15 protein-coding genes are annotated in these 15,969 nt (G+C 61.2%); 7 read left to right on the top strand and 8 right to left on the bottom strand.

The window, feature by feature from the left end:
- The first annotated feature begins 66 nt into the window (after positions 1 to 66).
- From ASILVAE211_RS00610 to ASILVAE211_RS00620, 3 genes are all read left to right on the top strand, one after another.
- Entirely contained in the window at positions 67 to 1,014 is a 948-nt protein-coding gene (locus tag ASILVAE211_RS00610; RefSeq protein WP_227319350.1) for a LysR family transcriptional regulator, read from the top strand.
- Between the two features lie 258 nt (positions 1,015 to 1,272).
- Complete coding sequence (locus tag ASILVAE211_RS00615; RefSeq protein WP_227319351.1) at positions 1,273 to 2,028, top strand: hypothetical protein; 756 nt, start codon at positions 1,273 to 1,275, stop codon at positions 2,026 to 2,028.
- A gap of 428 nt (positions 2,029 to 2,456) precedes the next feature.
- Positions 2,457 to 3,026 carry a hypothetical protein gene (locus tag ASILVAE211_RS00620; RefSeq protein ID WP_227319352.1) on the top strand — a complete coding sequence of 190 codons (570 nt, stop codon included), beginning with the start codon at positions 2,457 to 2,459 and terminating at the stop codon, positions 3,024 to 3,026.
- A gap of 86 nt (positions 3,027 to 3,112) precedes the next feature.
- On the opposite strand, the gene ASILVAE211_RS00625 is transcribed toward ASILVAE211_RS00620, so the two are convergent.
- The 3 genes from ASILVAE211_RS00625 to ASILVAE211_RS00635 all read right to left on the bottom strand — a co-directional run bounded on the left by ASILVAE211_RS00625 (position 3,113) and on the right by ASILVAE211_RS00635 (position 5,249).
- Positions 3,113 to 3,454 (bottom strand): putative quinol monooxygenase, encoded by a 342-nt coding sequence (locus ASILVAE211_RS00625; protein WP_227319353.1) that lies wholly within the window; start codon positions 3,452 to 3,454, stop codon positions 3,113 to 3,115.
- A gap of 128 nt (positions 3,455 to 3,582) precedes the next feature.
- Positions 3,583 to 4,524: an alpha/beta hydrolase gene (locus tag ASILVAE211_RS00630; protein ID WP_227319354.1), complete on the bottom strand. Its 942-nt coding sequence runs from the start codon at positions 4,522 to 4,524 to the stop codon at positions 3,583 to 3,585.
- Entirely contained in the window at positions 4,524 to 5,249 is a 726-nt protein-coding gene (locus ASILVAE211_RS00635) for a GntR family transcriptional regulator (protein ID WP_227319355.1), read from the bottom strand. The genes ASILVAE211_RS00630 and ASILVAE211_RS00635 overlap by 1 nt, the downstream gene beginning before the upstream one ends.
- Before the next feature lie 89 nt (positions 5,250 to 5,338).
- Here ASILVAE211_RS00635 and uxaC point away from each other — a divergent pair, with 89 nt between their 5' ends.
- Positions 5,339 to 6,739 (top strand): glucuronate isomerase, encoded by a 1,401-nt coding sequence (gene uxaC / locus ASILVAE211_RS00640; RefSeq protein WP_227319356.1) that lies wholly within the window; start codon positions 5,339 to 5,341, stop codon positions 6,737 to 6,739.
- A 191-nt stretch (positions 6,740 to 6,930) separates the two neighbouring features.
- On the top strand, positions 6,931 to 7,383 hold the full coding sequence (locus tag ASILVAE211_RS00645) for a hypothetical protein (RefSeq protein WP_227319357.1): 453 nt from the start codon (positions 6,931 to 6,933) through the stop codon (positions 7,381 to 7,383).
- A gap of 79 nt (positions 7,384 to 7,462) precedes the next feature.
- Here the strand turns inward: ASILVAE211_RS00645 and fumC are convergent, their stop codons facing one another.
- Together fumC and ASILVAE211_RS00655 are read right to left on the bottom strand one after the other, a co-directional pair.
- Positions 7,463 to 8,887, bottom strand: coding sequence for a class II fumarate hydratase (gene fumC / locus ASILVAE211_RS00650; protein ID WP_227319358.1), 1,425 nt, complete (start codon positions 8,885 to 8,887; stop codon positions 7,463 to 7,465).
- Positions 8,888 to 8,943: 56 nt separating this feature from the next.
- The gene (locus ASILVAE211_RS00655) at positions 8,944 to 9,864 is read right to left on the bottom strand and encodes an N-acetylmuramic acid 6-phosphate etherase (protein WP_227319359.1); all 921 of its coding nucleotides are present in this window, start codon (positions 9,862 to 9,864) and stop codon (positions 8,944 to 8,946) included.
- Between the two features lie 140 nt (positions 9,865 to 10,004).
- On the opposite strand from ASILVAE211_RS00655, the gene zwf reads away from it, so the two are divergent.
- Positions 10,005 to 11,477, top strand: coding sequence for a glucose-6-phosphate dehydrogenase (gene zwf, locus ASILVAE211_RS00660; protein WP_227319360.1), 1,473 nt, complete (start codon positions 10,005 to 10,007; stop codon positions 11,475 to 11,477).
- Between the two features lie 72 nt (positions 11,478 to 11,549).
- Here zwf and ASILVAE211_RS00665 read toward each other — a convergent pair whose 3' ends face one another.
- The 3 genes from ASILVAE211_RS00665 to ASILVAE211_RS00675 all read right to left on the bottom strand — a co-directional run bounded on the left by ASILVAE211_RS00665 (position 11,550) and on the right by ASILVAE211_RS00675 (position 14,559).
- Entirely contained in the window at positions 11,550 to 12,890 is a 1,341-nt protein-coding gene (locus ASILVAE211_RS00665) for a metallophosphoesterase family protein (RefSeq protein WP_227319361.1), read from the bottom strand.
- 95 nt (positions 12,891 to 12,985) lie between these two features.
- Positions 12,986 to 13,270: a hypothetical protein gene (locus ASILVAE211_RS00670; RefSeq protein ID WP_227319362.1), complete on the bottom strand. Its 285-nt coding sequence runs from the start codon at positions 13,268 to 13,270 to the stop codon at positions 12,986 to 12,988.
- A 68-nt stretch (positions 13,271 to 13,338) separates the two neighbouring features.
- Entirely contained in the window at positions 13,339 to 14,559 is a 1,221-nt protein-coding gene (locus ASILVAE211_RS00675; protein ID WP_227319363.1) for an NADP-dependent isocitrate dehydrogenase, read from the bottom strand.
- A gap of 217 nt (positions 14,560 to 14,776) precedes the next feature.
- Here ASILVAE211_RS00675 and fdhA point away from each other — a divergent pair, with 217 nt between their 5' ends.
- Positions 14,777 to 15,967: a formaldehyde dehydrogenase, glutathione-independent gene (gene fdhA, locus ASILVAE211_RS00680; protein WP_227319364.1), complete on the top strand. Its 1,191-nt coding sequence runs from the start codon at positions 14,777 to 14,779 to the stop codon at positions 15,965 to 15,967.
- The last annotated feature ends 2 nt before the right edge of the window (positions 15,968 to 15,969 follow it).

Consider the following 15,969-nt stretch of genomic DNA (forward strand, 5'->3'; position numbering starts at 1 on the left):
TTTAGGGGCTGGACATTGCATGACGTTAGCGCATCTTCGTCAGCCTAAAGATGACTGTAAATCACGATGAATTTTGATGGCCGTCTGCTGAGCGGCGTCGGCACGCTGATGGCGGTGGCAGAGACCGGCAGTTTCGCCCGCGCGGCGGAGGTCTTGGGACTGACGCCCTCCGGCGTCAGCCGCGCCATCGGCCGGCTGGAAGCGCGGCTGGATTTACGCCTGTTCGATCGCAATCCCCGTGCGACGTCGCTGACCGCCGCCGGGCGACGCCTTGTCGCGGACCTCGCGCCCTTGGTGGCAGCGATGGAGGAAGCGACGCGCGCGGCAGCCGGGGAGGCGCAGGCGGTGCAGGGGCGGCTGCGCATCAATTGCGACCCGTGGTTCGCCTCTCTGCTTCTGGTGCCGCATTTGCAGGCTTTTCTGGATGCCTATCCCAGGCTGGAACTGGATGTCGTCGTGCGGGACCGGCTGGGCGATCTCGTCTCAGACGGTTTTGACGCGGCGGTGCGCTTCGGGGAGCCTGAGCCATCCGGCCTCATCACCCGCAAACTTTTGGAAACGCGCATCATGACCTGCGCGGCGCCATCCTATATCGCGCGCTACGGCCGGCCCGCGCATCCCGAGGATCTCGGCACCCCTGCCCATGAATGCCTGCTGTTCCGCGACCCTGTCACCGGCCGGCCCTTCGAATGGGAATTTCACCGCGACGGCGGCATTCTGCCCGTGAAAGTCCATGGGCGGCTTATTCTGGATGATGCGACAACGGCAGTCTCCGCCTGCCTGGCTGGGCTGGGCATCGCGCAGCCGATGATGCTGGGCATGGGCCCACTTCTGGACAGCGGCCGGCTGATCGAGCTTTTTCCGGACTGGAACGAGGAGCGCTTTCCGCTCCATGTCTATCATCCGTCGCGCCACCGGCCGCCGGCCAAGGTGCGCGCCTTCCTCGATTTTGTGTCATCCACCGTGGTTGGCGATTCCTTGGAGGTGCCGCTCGCGGCCAGTGTGAGGCGGTAAGTGACAGTCCAAGTGATCAGGTGATTGTCCGAGACGGGGGGGGGAAGCGGAATTACGGCTTATAAGCACAAATGAGCCCGAGCGGACCTAGAAGCCTTTATACTTTCGATCAGACAATGCCGGAACACCAGGTTGAATTGGGTTTTCCGCAGAACAGACGCCTTATCACCTCTGAATGCCTGAGTTAAATCATTTGAGCACTATGAACATGCCGTTTCAGCCGCAAATTCCCGTTGATTTTATTGAGGAAGTCTGGAAATGAGTGCCGAGGATAATATTGAAAGCAAAGGCCTCAAATCGGTGCTCGATCAGGAGAGTGAAATAGCTTCTGAAAAGCCTCGGCGTTTCATATCCGGTAAAGGTGAGCACTTCGCAGGCGGCACATTTCGGACCTCCACTATAGATTCTGATGGCTCAGAAACGATGATGATTGGCATTTCATTGTCTCCACATCAACGTGAAGAGATACGCGATAAGGATATGCTCAAACGTCGTGCCAGCGCTCTTCTCGCGCCCGCGCTGGTCGATGAACGTCCATTTACAGCAAGAATTAATGGACTGTTCTTACAGCCAAAATCGGCGCTAGATGTTATCGAAAATCTAAAGCGGGCTTTCGAAAGCAAGCTCATTTTCGAAGACGCATTTTTCGTCGATGATCATATTAAGGCGATATCGGGAGCGACCAAGGTTCCCTGGATGAGCGCTTCACCGGGAAAATTTCGTGCTCTGCCGTCCGGCCTCGAGGAAACTTTCGAACACCAAACGGAGCCCTTACTGGGGTATAAGCGTATCAGGTTCGACATAGGTAAGTGGACGAGACTGCCAGACAATATCGAAGCCAGATCTCGTTTGCATTTTCCAGAGCCACACAATAGCTATGACGTTGCAACTTTGGAGAATCTCTTCGGAAAACCTGGAGAGTATGTCCAGGATTATTCAATGCTGCCAAGATGGTCGAATGAACCCGTCACTCATCTAAACGGGAACAAAGATATATTAAGGTTCCCGTTGTAGCTGCCATCATAGGACGTGTTATGTTAGATGGTTAATCCGGAAGTTTCCTTTCGTGGTCGGGTTACTTCAGGATTAATGTAACTCTTACATTCGTAAGTGCGAATGGCATCTATAATGGGAAGTTTAATAAGATTTATTTTTGACGAGCCAGGTAGTTTCTGGACGGTCGCGCTGAAGACGCGGCCAAACGGCACTATCAGTGAATGCCGCTTTGAAGGCGAGCTAAGCCAGGCAATTCGATAGTCAATATCGATACTATTGCGATTGTCATTCTTCAGCACCTGCACCATTTCCGATCTTGGAGCATTCAGATATCCCATCAGAAGCAAAGTCGGGTCGATTTCAGTTTACAGCTTTCATAAAGCTGCTGCATGCGGAATAATTGCCCTCAATTAGCGGCCGCATCAGCGCGGCCTGAGCGAAGGCCTATGCTGGATAATGATTGGTACTTACCCGAGGAGATGGATCAGCCACATCCACGATCTTATAGCTCAACGCTCGAATGGCGGACAGCGATCCAGTCGGCTTTTTGGATTTTTGCTACTCCCGTTTTTTTCATTGGAATTGTGATAGCTTATCTTTTTTATGAAAACACCGGATCCAGTGACTGGAGTCAGTATGCTCAGATCCTCATGACCGGCGGTCTGCTCGGAATCGCTTTTTCATTCCCTTATTTGGCGGTGATTGGCCTTAGGTATAGAAAAGAAGTTCGTTTGATGAAGTGGGGCACCTTGGCACCTGCAAAGATAATCGAAGAAAATGAAATCAGCAGTCGCTATGGCAAGTCATTGCGCCTTGTGTATCAGTTCCGAGACCGCGACGGCGGGCTTGAAGAGAATACTTGCAGCGGACTTCCGGTAATGAGCACTTTTTCCCCCGGGTATATAGATCCATTGATGCTGACAATCCGAGCCAACCCCTTAGTGCTCTACGACCCTGGTGATTCATCACGAAATTTGCTTTACCCTCCTAAATTCGTGGCGGCGGTCCTCAAGTAGAAGGTCAGAACATTAGAAAACTGCTAGGTCCGCTATTAATTAGGTAAGCGCGACTTCTGACTGTCTCACTTGGGTCGCAAGACGACCTAATCATCGGAACGCGCGGTGCTGAGTTCGTGAAAAAATTTGCCTCGTGGCGGCGTTTCAAAGATGTCATCTTTTAAAGCCATATACTCAGCCATGTAATCTCGTCTCCCATGGACGAGGACGGCGTCAAGGCTGACCCAACGTTCAATCAGGGTAAAGGATTGGAGATCATTTTTATCCTGAAATATCCGGAATTCGTAGCAATCCGGATTTGCACGAGTTGGTTCGGCTATCGCCTCAAGCGCATGTCGGGCAGAGTCGACTTTATCGGGACGAGCGCGCGGCGTCACGATCACGATAAAGGATTTGTTGCCGCCGGTGTCGTTTGTATCAGCACTCAAAGCACATCTCCTCAGGTTAACCTCCAGCCGCGATTCTACAAGACAATGTTCATCTGGAAAGAGTCGGCTTTTTAACCGCGGCAATCAGGGTTTAACGGTCCGCTTGGGGTCGATTTCTGACGGTGTGACTAACCGGTGATTTGAAACATCCCTTGGCGCTTCAGCCAGGCCTGATACCAGCCGGGCCATAGTCCGGTGTCGCTGCCGGTTCTGCCCATGTCGAAACCATGGCCGCCGGTGCGCAGCAGATGCCGCTCCACCGGCACGCCGGCAGCGTCGCAGGCCTGCTGCATGATCTGCGAATTTTCCGGGTTGGAAATCGGGTCGTCCTGAGCCTGAACCATAAAGACCGGCGGACAGTCACGCCGCACGCCGGTCTGCACGGACCATTCGGCCCGCGCCGCCTGCGTCGGGTTATCGCCGATCAGAACGCGTCGCGTCGACGTGCCGTCATAGGGCGGGTCGAGCGTGATGATCGGATAGATCAGCGCGGCATTGTTCGGCCGGGCTGAGAGCCGGTCGGCTTGGTCCACCGGCGCATAGGTTTCGTCACCAAACCGCGTCGCGGCCATGCCCATCAAATGGCCGCCGGAGGAGAAGCCCAGAACGCCGACCCGGCCGTTCAGGCCAAGACCAACACTGGCGGCGCGAATGACGCGTATCGCCCGCTGCGCATCCTGCAATGGCGCGTCGGGTCCGGCCGACCATCCTTCATCCGGCAGGCGATAGAGCAGGGCGAAAGCGGTGATGCCGCGCGCCGCCAGCCAATGCGCGGCGGGCGCGCCCTCCGTTCCCATTTCGATATGCCGGTAGCCGCCGCCGGCCGCGATCAAAACGGCGGCGCCATTGGGATTTTCCGGGCGATAGAGGCGCAGATGCGGTGTCGCGATATGGCTGATGGCGCCGCGCGCGCTGACACGCTCTGGCCCTGAAGGGCCAGAGCCGCCCGGCGGCATGCCAGGCCAAACCGGTATGATCTCACGTCCGCCAGCGGCGCGAACGGGGGCGGGGCAGTTGACCGCTGCCGTCAGCCCAGCCAGCATCACGCGGCGCGTCAACCTGGCCGCCATCAGGTGAAATAGGCCGGAAATTCGCCGCGCAGCCGGGCCAGATCGGGGATGACCCTGTGCAGATGCACTGTCATCGCGGTTTGCGCACTGGCCGCGTCCCCGGCGGCAATCGCATCGCGAATGGCGCGATGCTCGGCCACCACTTGCGCCATGCGGCCTGGCGCCGGCAGCGTCAGCATCCTGGTGCGGTCGATCTGGGCTTTCACCTGCTTGACCAGGGTCCAGAGGCCGGGGCGTTCCGCGATCAGGCCGATCGTTTCATGGAAAAGCTCGTCGGCATCATGAAACGGCATCATATCGCCGGCCTCTGCCAGTATGGATTGCCGCGCCAGAATTTTGTCCAGCCGGGCAATATCGGTTGGGTGAGCCGAGGCGGTGGCACGCTTGACGGCCAGGCATTCCAAAGCCTGCCGGATATCCAGCACTTCCGGGATCGCATCGGCCTTGATGCGGGAGACGAAGGTACCGGATTGCGGAAAGATATCCACCAGCCCGTCTTCGGCCAGGCGAATCAGCGCCTCGCGCACCGGCGTGCGGCTGACGGAGAACTCGGCACTCAGCACCTTGTCCTGCAAGGCGGTTCCGGGCGCCAGGTCGTTGCGCAGGATCGCCGCATGCAACTGCCGATAGATCGCGACGGCCGCTGTCACGCGTGGCGCCTGTGGCGTCGTCGCAATCGCCTCGGTCACGGCGGGTGGCAGCGTCTGGTCGGCGTTACTTGACATACTGATATATCAATTTCAATCTTTCCTTCGAAAGAAGAGAGCGTCGCGAAAGCGCCCTCCGGCAGCAGATAAATCGGGACCACGCGACGATGGCACTCAATCCAGATAGGCTTTTTCCCAGCGATCCCGCCACCCGCAAGATTGCGCGGCGGCTGTATGAGACGGTCGCGGCATTGCCGATCATCTCGCCCCATGGCCATACCGACCCGCGCTGGTACAGCGAAGATGCGGCCTTCCCGGACCCCGCGACGCTTTTCGTCAAGCCGGACCACTATATTTTCCGCATGCTGTATTCCCAGGGCGTGCCGCTTGAATCGCTGGGAATACCCCGCCGGGATGGCGCGCCGGTGGAAACCGACAGCCGCGCGATCTGGCGCATCTTTGCCGGCCATTTCCACCTGTTCCAGGGGACGCCGACACGGCTCTGGTTCGAGCAGCCGCTGGAAGACCTGTTCGGCATCACCGAACGCCTCAGCGCGGCCAATGCCGACCGGCTGTACGACAGCATCGCAGATCACCTTGCCCAGGATGCCTTCCGCCCCCGCGCCCTTTACAAGCGTTTCAATCTGGAAGTCATCGCGACCACCGACAGCGCCCTCAGCGCGCTCGACGATCATGCGGCGCTCCGCGCCTCGGGCTGGGACGGCCGCGTGGTGCCGACCTACCGGCCGGATTTCACGGTCGATCCCGAGCGTGAAGGCTTTGCCGGGAATGTCGCCCAGCTTCTGGCGATGACCGGCGAGGCCACGACCTGGCAGGGCTATCTGGCGGCGCATCGCGCCCGGCGCGCCTTTTTCAAGACGATGGGGGCCACCGCGACAGACCACGGCCACCCGACGGCACAGACGGCTGACCTGCCGCAGATTGAGGCCGAACGCCTGTTCGCGCGCGTGCTGCGGGGCGGCGTGACGGCAGCCGAGGCTGAACTGTTCCGGGCGCAGATGCTGACCGAGATGGCGGGCATGAGCATCGACGACGGGTTGGTGATGCAACTGCATCCCGGTTCCGTCCGCAACCACAATCCCAGCATCTTCCACGGCTTCGGGCCGGATATGGGGGCCGATATCCCATCGCCCACGGATTATGTGCGGGCCTTGAAGCCGCTGCTGGACAAGCTGGGCAATAATCCTGGCCTGACGCTGATCCTGTTCACGCTGGACGAGACCAGCTACGGGCGGGAATTGGCGCCGCTTGCCGGCCACTACCCCTGCCTGCGGCTGGGGCCGCCCTGGTGGTTTTTCGACAGTCCCGAAGGGATGAAGCGCTTCCGCACGATCGCGACCGAAACCGCGGGCTTCGCGAATACCGTCGGCTTCAATGACGATACTAGGGCGTATCTTTCGATTCCGGCGCGGCATGACATGGCGCGCCGTGTTGATTGCGCGTTTTTGGCGGGGCTTGTCGCGGAACATCGGCTTGACGAGGATGAGGCAAAAGACCTTGCGCATGATCTGGCCTATCGGCTGGCGAAGACAGCCTACCGGCTGTGACGGAGACTGCCTGAGCGCGGGCGGCCCACCTTCACATTTCGTGTCACATCCCGCCCTATTTGCGGCTTCGGCCTGTCAGGAAAGCGGCGATATAGTGAGTCGCGCCGATGATTTCGGTCGCGATTTGGCATTAAATGGTGGGTGGCGCAGGCGCCCCGAGAGCGAAGTATCAGGTTGTGAGCGGACAGAGTGTGAGCGGCGATCCCGACTTTCATGCCCCCGGCCAGTTTGGCAATTCAGCGCCGCGCGAGAATTCGCTTGCGCGCAAATCCCTGCTAGGCGCGTTGATGTTCGTCATCGCCGGCGGGGTGGTGACGGCAATCCTGACCGGGGAAACGCCGCCGCCGGCCGGCATGGCGGCCTATTTCATCAATGGTCAGACGATATCTGTCGGCCATCATACGCTCGATCTCGGCAAGCCGATTTTCATACGCGGTGCCGCCGCCATCTGCCCCTCCGAACAATCGCTGGAAAACTACTCGGCTGGCAGTCCTGGTGATTGCACGATGGTAACAAATGGCGAATCTGCGGCACTGGTCGGTATCCAGGCAGACGGCATGCGCGAGCCCTCGATCCAGATGCAGATGCAGACTTCGGACGGCACGGTCAAAGGCTGGGTGCGCTACAACAACCTCCATAACTGACTTCTGCCGGCCGCGTTGACAGAAAAAAGGCCGCCCGGAAAACCGGAGCGGCCTTTTTAAATGCCTGCGGCCCCGTCGCTTACTTGGCGGCGGTCGGCCCCAGCATGTCTTCCGGCTTTACCCAGGCGTCGAACTCCGCTTCCGTCACGAAGCCGAGCGAAAGGGCCGATTCCTTCAGGCTGCTATTCTCGCGATGCGCCTTCAGCGCGATCTGGGCCGACTTTTCATAGCCGATGTGACGATTCAACGCGGTCACCAGCATCAGCGAGCTTTCCAGGTTATGCTTCAGCCGCTCGTAATTCGGCTCGATGCCGCGCGCGCAATGCTCTTCGAAAGCCAGCATGCTCTCGCTCAGGATCGTCGCAGACTGCATGACATTATACAGCATGACAGGCTTGTAGACGTTGAGCTGGAAATTGCCCTGGGATGCGGCGAAGGCCACGGCGGCGTCGTTGCCATAGACCTGCACGGCCACCATCGTCATCGATTCGCACTGCGTCGGGTTGATCTTGCCCGGCATGATGGACGAACCCGGCTCGTTCTCGGGGATGTGGATTTCGGCCAGTCCGGCGCGCGGGCCGCTGGCATGCCAGCGGACATCGTTGGCGATCTTCATCAGGGCGCCGGCCAGGGTGCGCAGCGTGCCGCTGGCATGGGACATGGCGTCATGGGCTGAAAGGGCCGCGAATTTATTGGGCGCGGAGACGAAGGGATGACCGGTCACTTCCGAAATATGGCGGGCCGCCGTGTCGCCGAATTTCGGATGGGCATTGAGGCCGGTGCCGACGGCGGTGCCGCCGATGGCCAGCTCCATCAGCCAGGGCAGGCTTTCCTTGATGGCGCGGGCGGCTTCATCCAGCTGCGCCACCCAGCCGCCGATCGCCTGGCCGAGCGTGATCGGTGTCGCATCCTGCAAATGCGTCCGCCCGATCATAATGACATGGGCGAATTCTGTCGCCTTGGCATCCAGCGTATCGTGCAGCACGGTGATGGCGGGCAGCAGCTTGCCGGCAATCACTTCGACCGCCGCGATATACATCGCCGTCGGGAAGGTATCGTTGGAGGACTGGCCGCGATTGACGTCGTCATTCGGGTTGATCGGCTTCTTGGAGCCCAGCACCCCGCCCGCGATTTGAATGGCGCGATTCGCGATCACTTCATTCGCGTTCATATTGCTCTGCGTGCCGGAGCCGGTCTGGAAGACGACGAGCGGGAATTCGTCATCCCATTGGCCCTCGATCACCTCTTCCGCTGCCTGCACGATCAGCGCGACCTTTTCGGGCGGCAATTCGCCCAGCTCGCCATTGGCCAGCGCGGCCGATTTCTTGAGGATGCCGAAAGCGCGGATGACGGGCCGCGACCATTTGAAATTATCCCGTCCGATCGGGAAATTGTGGATGGAGCGCTCGGTCTGGGCGCCCCAAAGGCGGTTGCTGGGCACGGGGACATCGCCCAGCGCGTCATGCTCGATGCGGATATCCGCGCCCTTTTGGGTCTCGGTCATCGTCGTTTCCCTGACATGGCTGCCCCGAAAGCGGGGCAGGTTTGAAGGTCGATTGCCTATAGCGGAGTTTCGCGTCCTTCCGCCAAGGCTGCGCGAAGGATTCCGGCATGGCGGGAAAGCAGTGCTTCGGCCTGGGCCGCGTCGATGCCGCGCAGGATCATCAGAACGGCGGTTTTGATCCGGCCTTGGGCCGCCTCCAGTTGCGCGGCGGCCTCCTCGACCGGGCAGCCTGTCAGGTCGGTCACCATCCGCTGGGCGCGGGCCAGGAGCTTGATATTGGTCGGCCGCATCTCGACCATGCGGCCTTCATAGATGCGGCCCAGAAGCAGCATGATCTGGGTCGACAGCAAGGTGAGCGCCGCCTTCTGGGCGGTGCCGGCCTTCATGCGCGTAGACCCCGCGATGGCTTCCGCACCGGTCGCGAGCAGCAGGGCGTGTTCGCTGGCGGCCAGCAGCGGCGCACCGGGGCTATTGGCGATGCCGATGGTCAGCGCGCCGGCGGCCCGCGCCGTCTCGACGGCGGCAATGGCGAAGGGCGTGGTGCCGCTGGCGGCCAGCGCGATCAGCACATCGTTTGGGCTGATGCCCGCCGCCGCAATCTCGGCGCGGGCGGCATCGGCATTGTCCTCCGCCCCCTCGGCCGCGCGCAGCAGGCTCTGTGTTCCGCCGGCGATGACGAGATGCGTCCGCGCATAGGGCCAGTCAAAGGTCGGCGGCAATTCGGCCGCGTCCAGCGCGGCCAGTCGGCCGGAGGTGCCGGCTCCGGCATAGATCAGCCGGCCTTCGCCTGCACTCAGCCGCGCAGCGGCGGCATCCGCCGCCGTCGCCAGGGCGGGCAGGGCCGGGCGCAGCGCCGCCATGGCTGCCATCTGCCCTTCCCACAGGGTTTCCAGCGCGGTCGGGCTGTCCCACAGGTCCAGATCGCGGTAGCGCGCGCTGACGGTCTCGGTTTGCGGCAATGGTGATGAAACGGTCATGCTTCGGGTTGACGCCAGCCTGCCCGCGCCGTCAAGCGTCTCTCGCGCAGCGCTTATGGTGCAAATGCGAAGGCCAGGGTTCTAGCCAATTTCTCACGCTCGCGTATGGTGGGGCCTCGCCTGAAAAGGAGCCCTGTCGCATGGTCGCACGCATCATTGCCGTCGATCCGTTTGATTTCGTCATCTTCGGCGGTTCGGGAGATCTCTCTCGCCGCAAACTACTGCCTGCCCTCTATCAGCGTGACCGTGACGGCCAGCTGCCGGCCGAGGCGCGCATCATCGGCACGTCCCGCCGCAAGGTCACGGACGACGAATTCCAGAAGACCGCCCGCGAGGCGATCGAAAGCTTCGTGCCGAAGGCCGATATCGACGCCGAGGTGCTGGAGCGTTTCGTCGCTCGCGTCGGCTATGTGTCGATGGACGCCACCGGCTCGGACGGCTGGGGCGATCTCGCCAAGCGCCTGAACGAGGAGAAGGACCGCATCCGCGTCTTCTATCTCTCGACCGCGCCGAATATCTTCGGGCCGATCTGCGAGCAGATCAACGCCCATGGGCTGATCACCGAAAAGAGCCGCGTGGTGATCGAAAAGCCGCTCGGCCATGATCTTGAATCCGCCCAGGAGCTGAACGCTTCGGTTGGCAAGATCTTCCCGGAATCGAGCGTCTATCGCATCGACCATTACCTCGGGAAGGAAACGGTGCAGAACCTCATGGCTCTGCGCTTCGCCAACTCCCTGTTCGAGCCGGTCTGGAACGCGCGCTATATCGATCACGTGCAGATCACGGTCGCCGAAGAAGTGGGCCTGGAAAGCCGGGCCGGCTATTACGATACGGCCGGCGCGATGCGCGACATGATCCAGAATCACATCATGCAGCTGCTCTGCCTGACGGCGATGGAAGTGCCGACTTCGCTCGACGCCGACAGCGTGCGCGATGAGAAGCTCAAGGTTCTGCACTCCCTCAAGCCGATGAATCCGGCCCAGGTCGCGCAGAATACGGTGCGCGGCCAGTATACGGCCGGCGCTTCGACCAAGGGTCCGGTGCGCGGCTATCTGGAAGAGCTGGAACGCCCGACCAGCATGACCGAGACCTTCGTCGCCCTGAAGGCCGAGGTCGGCAATTGGCGCTGGGCCGGCGTCCCCTTCTATCTCCGCACCGGCAAGCGCCTGCCCTCGCGCGTGTCGGAAATCGTCGTCCAGTTCCGGCCGATTCCGCATAGCGTCTTCGACGACAGCGCCGGGCAGTTGCAGGCCAATCGCCTCGTCATCCGCGTGCAGCCTGATGAGGGCGTCAAGCTGTGGCTGATGATCAAGGATCCGGGTCCGGGCGGTATGCGCCTGCAGCATGTTCCGCTGGACATGAGCTTCGCCAAGGCCTTCTCGGTGCGCAGCCCCGATGCCTATGAGCGGCTGATCATGGATGTCGTGCGCGGCAACCAGACGCTGTTCATGCGCGGTGACGAAGTGGAAGCCGCCTGGCGCTGGGTCGATCCGATCATGGATGCCTGGATGTCCTCGGGCGAATTCCCGAAGACCTATCGCGCCGGCACCTGGGGGCCTTCCGCCTCCGTCGCTCTGCTGGAGCGTGACGGCCGGTCCTGGCACGAAGAATAGCCTTCGCGCCCCGGCGATAGAAAAAGCCCGCGTCTGAAAGGACGCGGGCTTTTTTGTGCCTGCCGTTCGGGGTTAGGAAATCAGCGGCGCGATCTTGTAGGTCGCCAGATCGATCACGACGGTATCGTCCGGCGTCTTCGCCGTCTCTCCATCGCTGGCCGGGTGGTATTCCATGCGCAGCTGCGTCTCAGTCACCACGATGCGCAGATAGCCGTAATCCTGGTCGTCATAGCTTTCCAGGATCACCTGATCCTTGTCGCCTTTCGGCATTTGCAGCTTGGTCGGCGCGCGCAGCGGCAACTGCTCCTTGCGCGACAGCTTGGCGACGGCATGCCCGCCATTGCCGGCAATAATATAGGGAATCTGCATATCCCCATGCAGGCGCGTGAAGCGCTGATAGTTATGGGCATGGCCCGACAGCACGGCATGCGGCCAGAGCCCGACCTTGTCGCAGATCGCATCCACTTCTTCCCGCAGCGTGATGCTCCAGCCATGGAGGGTGCCTGCCGTATAGGCCGGGTGGTGATGGGCGATGATGATGGCGCCGGCGAATTTTTCGTGCTTCGCGCGGGTCAGCGCAGCTTCCAGAAAGGCGAGCTGGCTGTCGCCGATTTCGGGCCAGGTGCCGTCTTCCGATGATATGACACCCGGATCTTCCAGCGTGTTGGAATAGAGCACGAAGCAGCGCAGGAAGGGCGCCTCGAAGGTGTAGAAGACGCCCGGCTGAATCTGTGCTGTGCGCAGCAGGCCGCCCGAATCCGCCGTACGATGGAAATCCTCGGCGCAGAAATTGTCCAGGAAGGCGGCGAGGGTTGTGGCGCCGGAGCCAGGTACGACCATGCCGTCATGATTGCCGGCCAGGGCCACAATCGGTGCCGGATAGCCGCGATACGGGTCGTAAAACTGGTCGTAATAATATTCGGCCTCGCCGAAATTATAGATGACGTCGCCGAGGTGGAGGAAGAATTTCGGCACGTCCTTCGCCTCGGTCTCGTTGAAATCGCTGACCATCTTGTCCGCGACCTCGCTCTGGCTTTCCGGGCCGCGCGTGCTGCCGGTATCGCCAACGGCATGGAAAACAAGCTGGCCGGATTGCGTGATCGCCTGTTCAGCGGCGCTACCCCCGGCGCCGTAGATATCGGCCAGCGTCAGGCGCGGTTCCGTCCCGCCGCGCGGCGCCGGAAAGGCCAGCGGCCGCAGCTTGTGTTCCTTATTGAGCGAGTCGATCTTGGCATAGGCGGCGTTATCGGTCGGGTGATGGATGGCGAATTCGGTCGGGTCGGCGCCTGGCACCGGCTGGGCATAGCTCGGGGACGATTGCGCTGTGCCTGATGAGCCCGTGGGCGGCTGGCCTTGACCGTCGCCACCATCGTCACCGCCGTGCTTGTTCTTCGACTTGCTCTTATGGGCCAAGTGCGCCTCCCATCATTTGTTGACGAGAAGATGGGCCTGCCCTCAGCGCGGAAGAGAGGCCGCGCCATGACCATGCGATGACATTCGGTCTGCTGTCAGCCCTTGCTCAGACGGCGCCGATTGGCCGCGACCTTGCGGGCATAAAGTTTCGTCACTGCGTTGGCGCCCTTTTCGGGCTGCCCCATCAGCAGCGACCGCGCCATGATGGATTGTGCCTCTATCGCGGCGGCGATCTTTTCGGAAACCATCAGCTGGGATTCGGCCGTGCCGCGCTTGCCGCCACGCGCGATCTTGGCCAGTCGCAGGGTCATGACCTGCGGCACCGTCCAGGCAAGGCTTAGCCCCGCCAATCCAGCCGAATAGCTTTTGCGGCGCGGCATAAAAAATCTCCCCTTCCGGAAGCCCGAAAGGGGAGATGGGTAGGCGCAGGGCAGAAAGCGAGAGCTGGTTAGGCCTTCGCCATCGCAAGCTTCAGATTGTCGTCGATCTTGGCCAGGAAGTCCTGCGTCGTCAGGAAGGGCTGGTCCTTCGCGATGAGGACGGCAAGATCCTTCGTCATGAAGCCCGATTCCACCGTCTCGACGCAGACGCGTTCCAGCGTCTCGGCGAAGGCGGTGACGTCCGGCGTATTGTCGAAGCGGCCGCGATAGATCAGTCCGCGCGTCCAGGCGAAAACACTGGCGATCGGGTTCGTGCTGGTCGGGCGACCTTTCTGGTGTTCGCGGTAATGGCGTGTCACCGTGCCATGCGCGGCTTCGCTTTCCACGACCGAGCCGGACGGATCGAGCAGCACAGAGGTCATCAGGCCAAGGGAACCAAAACCCTGGGCCACGATGTCGCTTTCAACGTCGCCGTCATAGTTCTTGCAGGCCCAGACATAGCCGCCGTTCCACTTCAGCGCGGAGGCCACCATGTCGTCGATCAGGCGATGTTCGTAGGTGATGCCCAGCTTGTCGAATTCGGCCTTGAACTCGGCGTCGAAGATTTCCTGGAAGGCATCCTTGAACATGCCGTCATAGGCTTTGAGGATCGTGTTCTTGGTCGAGAGATAGACCGGATATTTGCGGGCCAGGCCGTAGTTGAAGCTGGCGCGGGCGAAGCCCTGGATGGAGGCGAGGGTATTGTGGATGCCCAGCGCCACGCCCGGACCCTTGAAGTCATGCACTTCCAGTTCCAGCGGCGCTGAGCCGTCGGCCGGCACATAATTCAGGGTCACGCGGCCCGGGCCGGGGATCTTGGTCTCAGCGGCGCGATAGATATCGCCATAGGCATGGCGGCCGACGACGATCGGCTCGTTCCAATGCGGCACCAGGCGCGGCACGTTGGAGCAGATGATCGGCTCGCGGAAGATGGTGCCGTCCAGGATGTTGCGGATGGTGCCGTTCGGGCTGCGCCACATCTTTTTCAGGCCGAATTCCGTCACGCGGGCTTCGTCCGGGGTGATGGTCGCGCATTTCACGCCGACGCCGTACTGTTTGATGGCATTGGCGGCATCGACCGTCACCTGATCGTCCGTCTGGTCGCGATACTCGATCCCGAGGTCATAATATTTCAGGTCGATATCGAGATAGGGAACGATGAGCTTCTCCTTGATGAAGCCCCAGATGATTCGGGTCATCTCATCGCCGTCGAGTTCGACGACGGGGGTCTTCACCGGGATTTTTGCCATGACGGTCCTCTTGAGATCTTCTGGGAATGGTCTTGCGGCAAATTCGCACCAAGCCCGGCCTGCGGCAACCCTGCGCGCGAAAATGTGGCCGGTATCTGCTGCTCCCATGTCGCAGGGGTGATTGAAGCGGCGGCCGGTTCGCGCGACGCTAACCGTCAGGCCATCCCGCCGGGCAGATCGCCCGGGTGAGAAGATCGGCCGAAAGGGAAGCAAAGCCATGAGCGGCAATCGCGGCGTCGTCTATCTCGGCCCCAAACATGTCGAAGTGCAGGATATTCCTGACCCCAAGCTGGAAGCGCCGGACGGACGGCGGATCGAACATGCGGCGATCCTGAAGATCGTCGCGACCAATATCTGCGGTTCGGACCAGCATATGGTGCGTGGCCGCACCACGGCGCCAGCCGGGCTGGTGCTGGGCCATGAAATCACCGGTGAGATCATCGAGACCGGGCGGGACGTGGAGATGGTCGCGAAGGGCGATCTCGTCTCCGTGCCCTTCAATGTCGCTTGCGGCCGGTGCCGCACCTGTCGCGGCGGCGATACCGGCGTCTGCCTGACGGTGAATGACGGGCGGCCCGGCGGCGCCTACGGCTATGTCGATATGGGCGGCTGGATCGGCGGGCAGGCGCGCTACGTCATGGTGCCCTATGCCGATTTCAATCTGATGAAGTTCCCGGACAAGGCGCGGGCCATGGCCAAAATCCGTGACCTGACCATGCTGACGGATATCTTTCCGACCGGCTTCCATGGCGCGGTTTCGGCCAAGGTCGGCGTTGGTTCCACAGTCTATGTTGCGGGTGCCGGCCCCGTGGGGATGGCCGCAGCAGCCGGCGCCCGACTGCTGGGCGCGGCGGTGACGATGATCGGCGATTTCAATCCCGAGCGTCTGGCCCATGCCAAGAAGATGGGCTTCGAGCCGATCGATCTTTCCAAGCATGACCGGCTGGGTGAGATGATCGCCGATGTCGTCGGCGTGCCGGAGGTCGATTCGGCGATCGACGCCGTGGGCTTCGAGGCGCGCGGCCATTCCGGCGGCGAGCAGCCGGCGGTGGTTCTGAACCAGATGATGGACATCACGCGGGCGGCCGGCAGCATCGGCATTCCGGGCCTCTACGTCACCGCCGATCCGGGCGCGGTGGACGCGGCGGCGAAGGAAGGCAGTCTTTCACTGCGTTTCGGCAAGGGCTGGTCGAAGGCCCATAGCCTGCATACGGGCCAGACGCCGGTGCTGCGCTACAACCGCATGCTGATGCAGGCGATCCTCTACGACCGCGTCAATATCGCCGATATCGTCAATGCGACGGTGATCGGGCTGGAAGACGCGCCCCAGGGCTATGAGGCTTTCGATGCGGGCGCGGCCCGTAAATATGTCATCGACCCGCATGGGATGATCGCCAAGGCGGCGTAACG

It is taken from the genome of Acidisoma silvae, from assembly GCF_020618775.1.
Lineage (GTDB): Bacteria > Pseudomonadota > Alphaproteobacteria > Acetobacterales > Acetobacteraceae > Acidisoma > Acidisoma silvae.

Coding starts and splice junctions, on each gene's coding strand:
- ASILVAE211_RS00630 (WP_227319354.1), bottom strand. CDS start 4,524: ATGGCGGCCAGGTTGACGCGCCGCGTGATGCTGGCTGGGCTGACGGCA.
- ASILVAE211_RS00610 (WP_227319350.1), top strand. CDS start 67: ATGAATTTTGATGGCCGTCTGCTGAGCGGCGTCGGCACGCTGATGGCG.
- ASILVAE211_RS00655 (WP_227319359.1), bottom strand. CDS start 9,864: ATGACCGTTTCATCACCATTGCCGCAAACCGAGACCGTCAGCGCGCGC.
- ASILVAE211_RS00670 (WP_227319362.1), bottom strand. CDS start 13,270: ATGCCGCGCCGCAAAAGCTATTCGGCTGGATTGGCGGGGCTAAGCCTT.
- ASILVAE211_RS00620 (WP_227319352.1), top strand. CDS start 2,457: ATGCTGGATAATGATTGGTACTTACCCGAGGAGATGGATCAGCCACAT.
- ASILVAE211_RS00615 (WP_227319351.1), top strand. CDS start 1,273: ATGAGTGCCGAGGATAATATTGAAAGCAAAGGCCTCAAATCGGTGCTC.
- fdhA (WP_227319364.1), top strand. CDS start 14,777: ATGAGCGGCAATCGCGGCGTCGTCTATCTCGGCCCCAAACATGTCGAA.
- zwf (WP_227319360.1), top strand. CDS start 10,005: ATGGTCGCACGCATCATTGCCGTCGATCCGTTTGATTTCGTCATCTTC.
- ASILVAE211_RS00635 (WP_227319355.1), bottom strand. CDS start 5,249: ATGTCAAGTAACGCCGACCAGACGCTGCCACCCGCCGTGACCGAGGCG.
- ASILVAE211_RS00675 (WP_227319363.1), bottom strand. CDS start 14,559: ATGGCAAAAATCCCGGTGAAGACCCCCGTCGTCGAACTCGACGGCGAT.
- fumC (WP_227319358.1), bottom strand. CDS start 8,887: ATGACCGAGACCCAAAAGGGCGCGGATATCCGCATCGAGCATGACGCG.
- uxaC (WP_227319356.1), top strand. CDS start 5,339: ATGGCACTCAATCCAGATAGGCTTTTTCCCAGCGATCCCGCCACCCGC.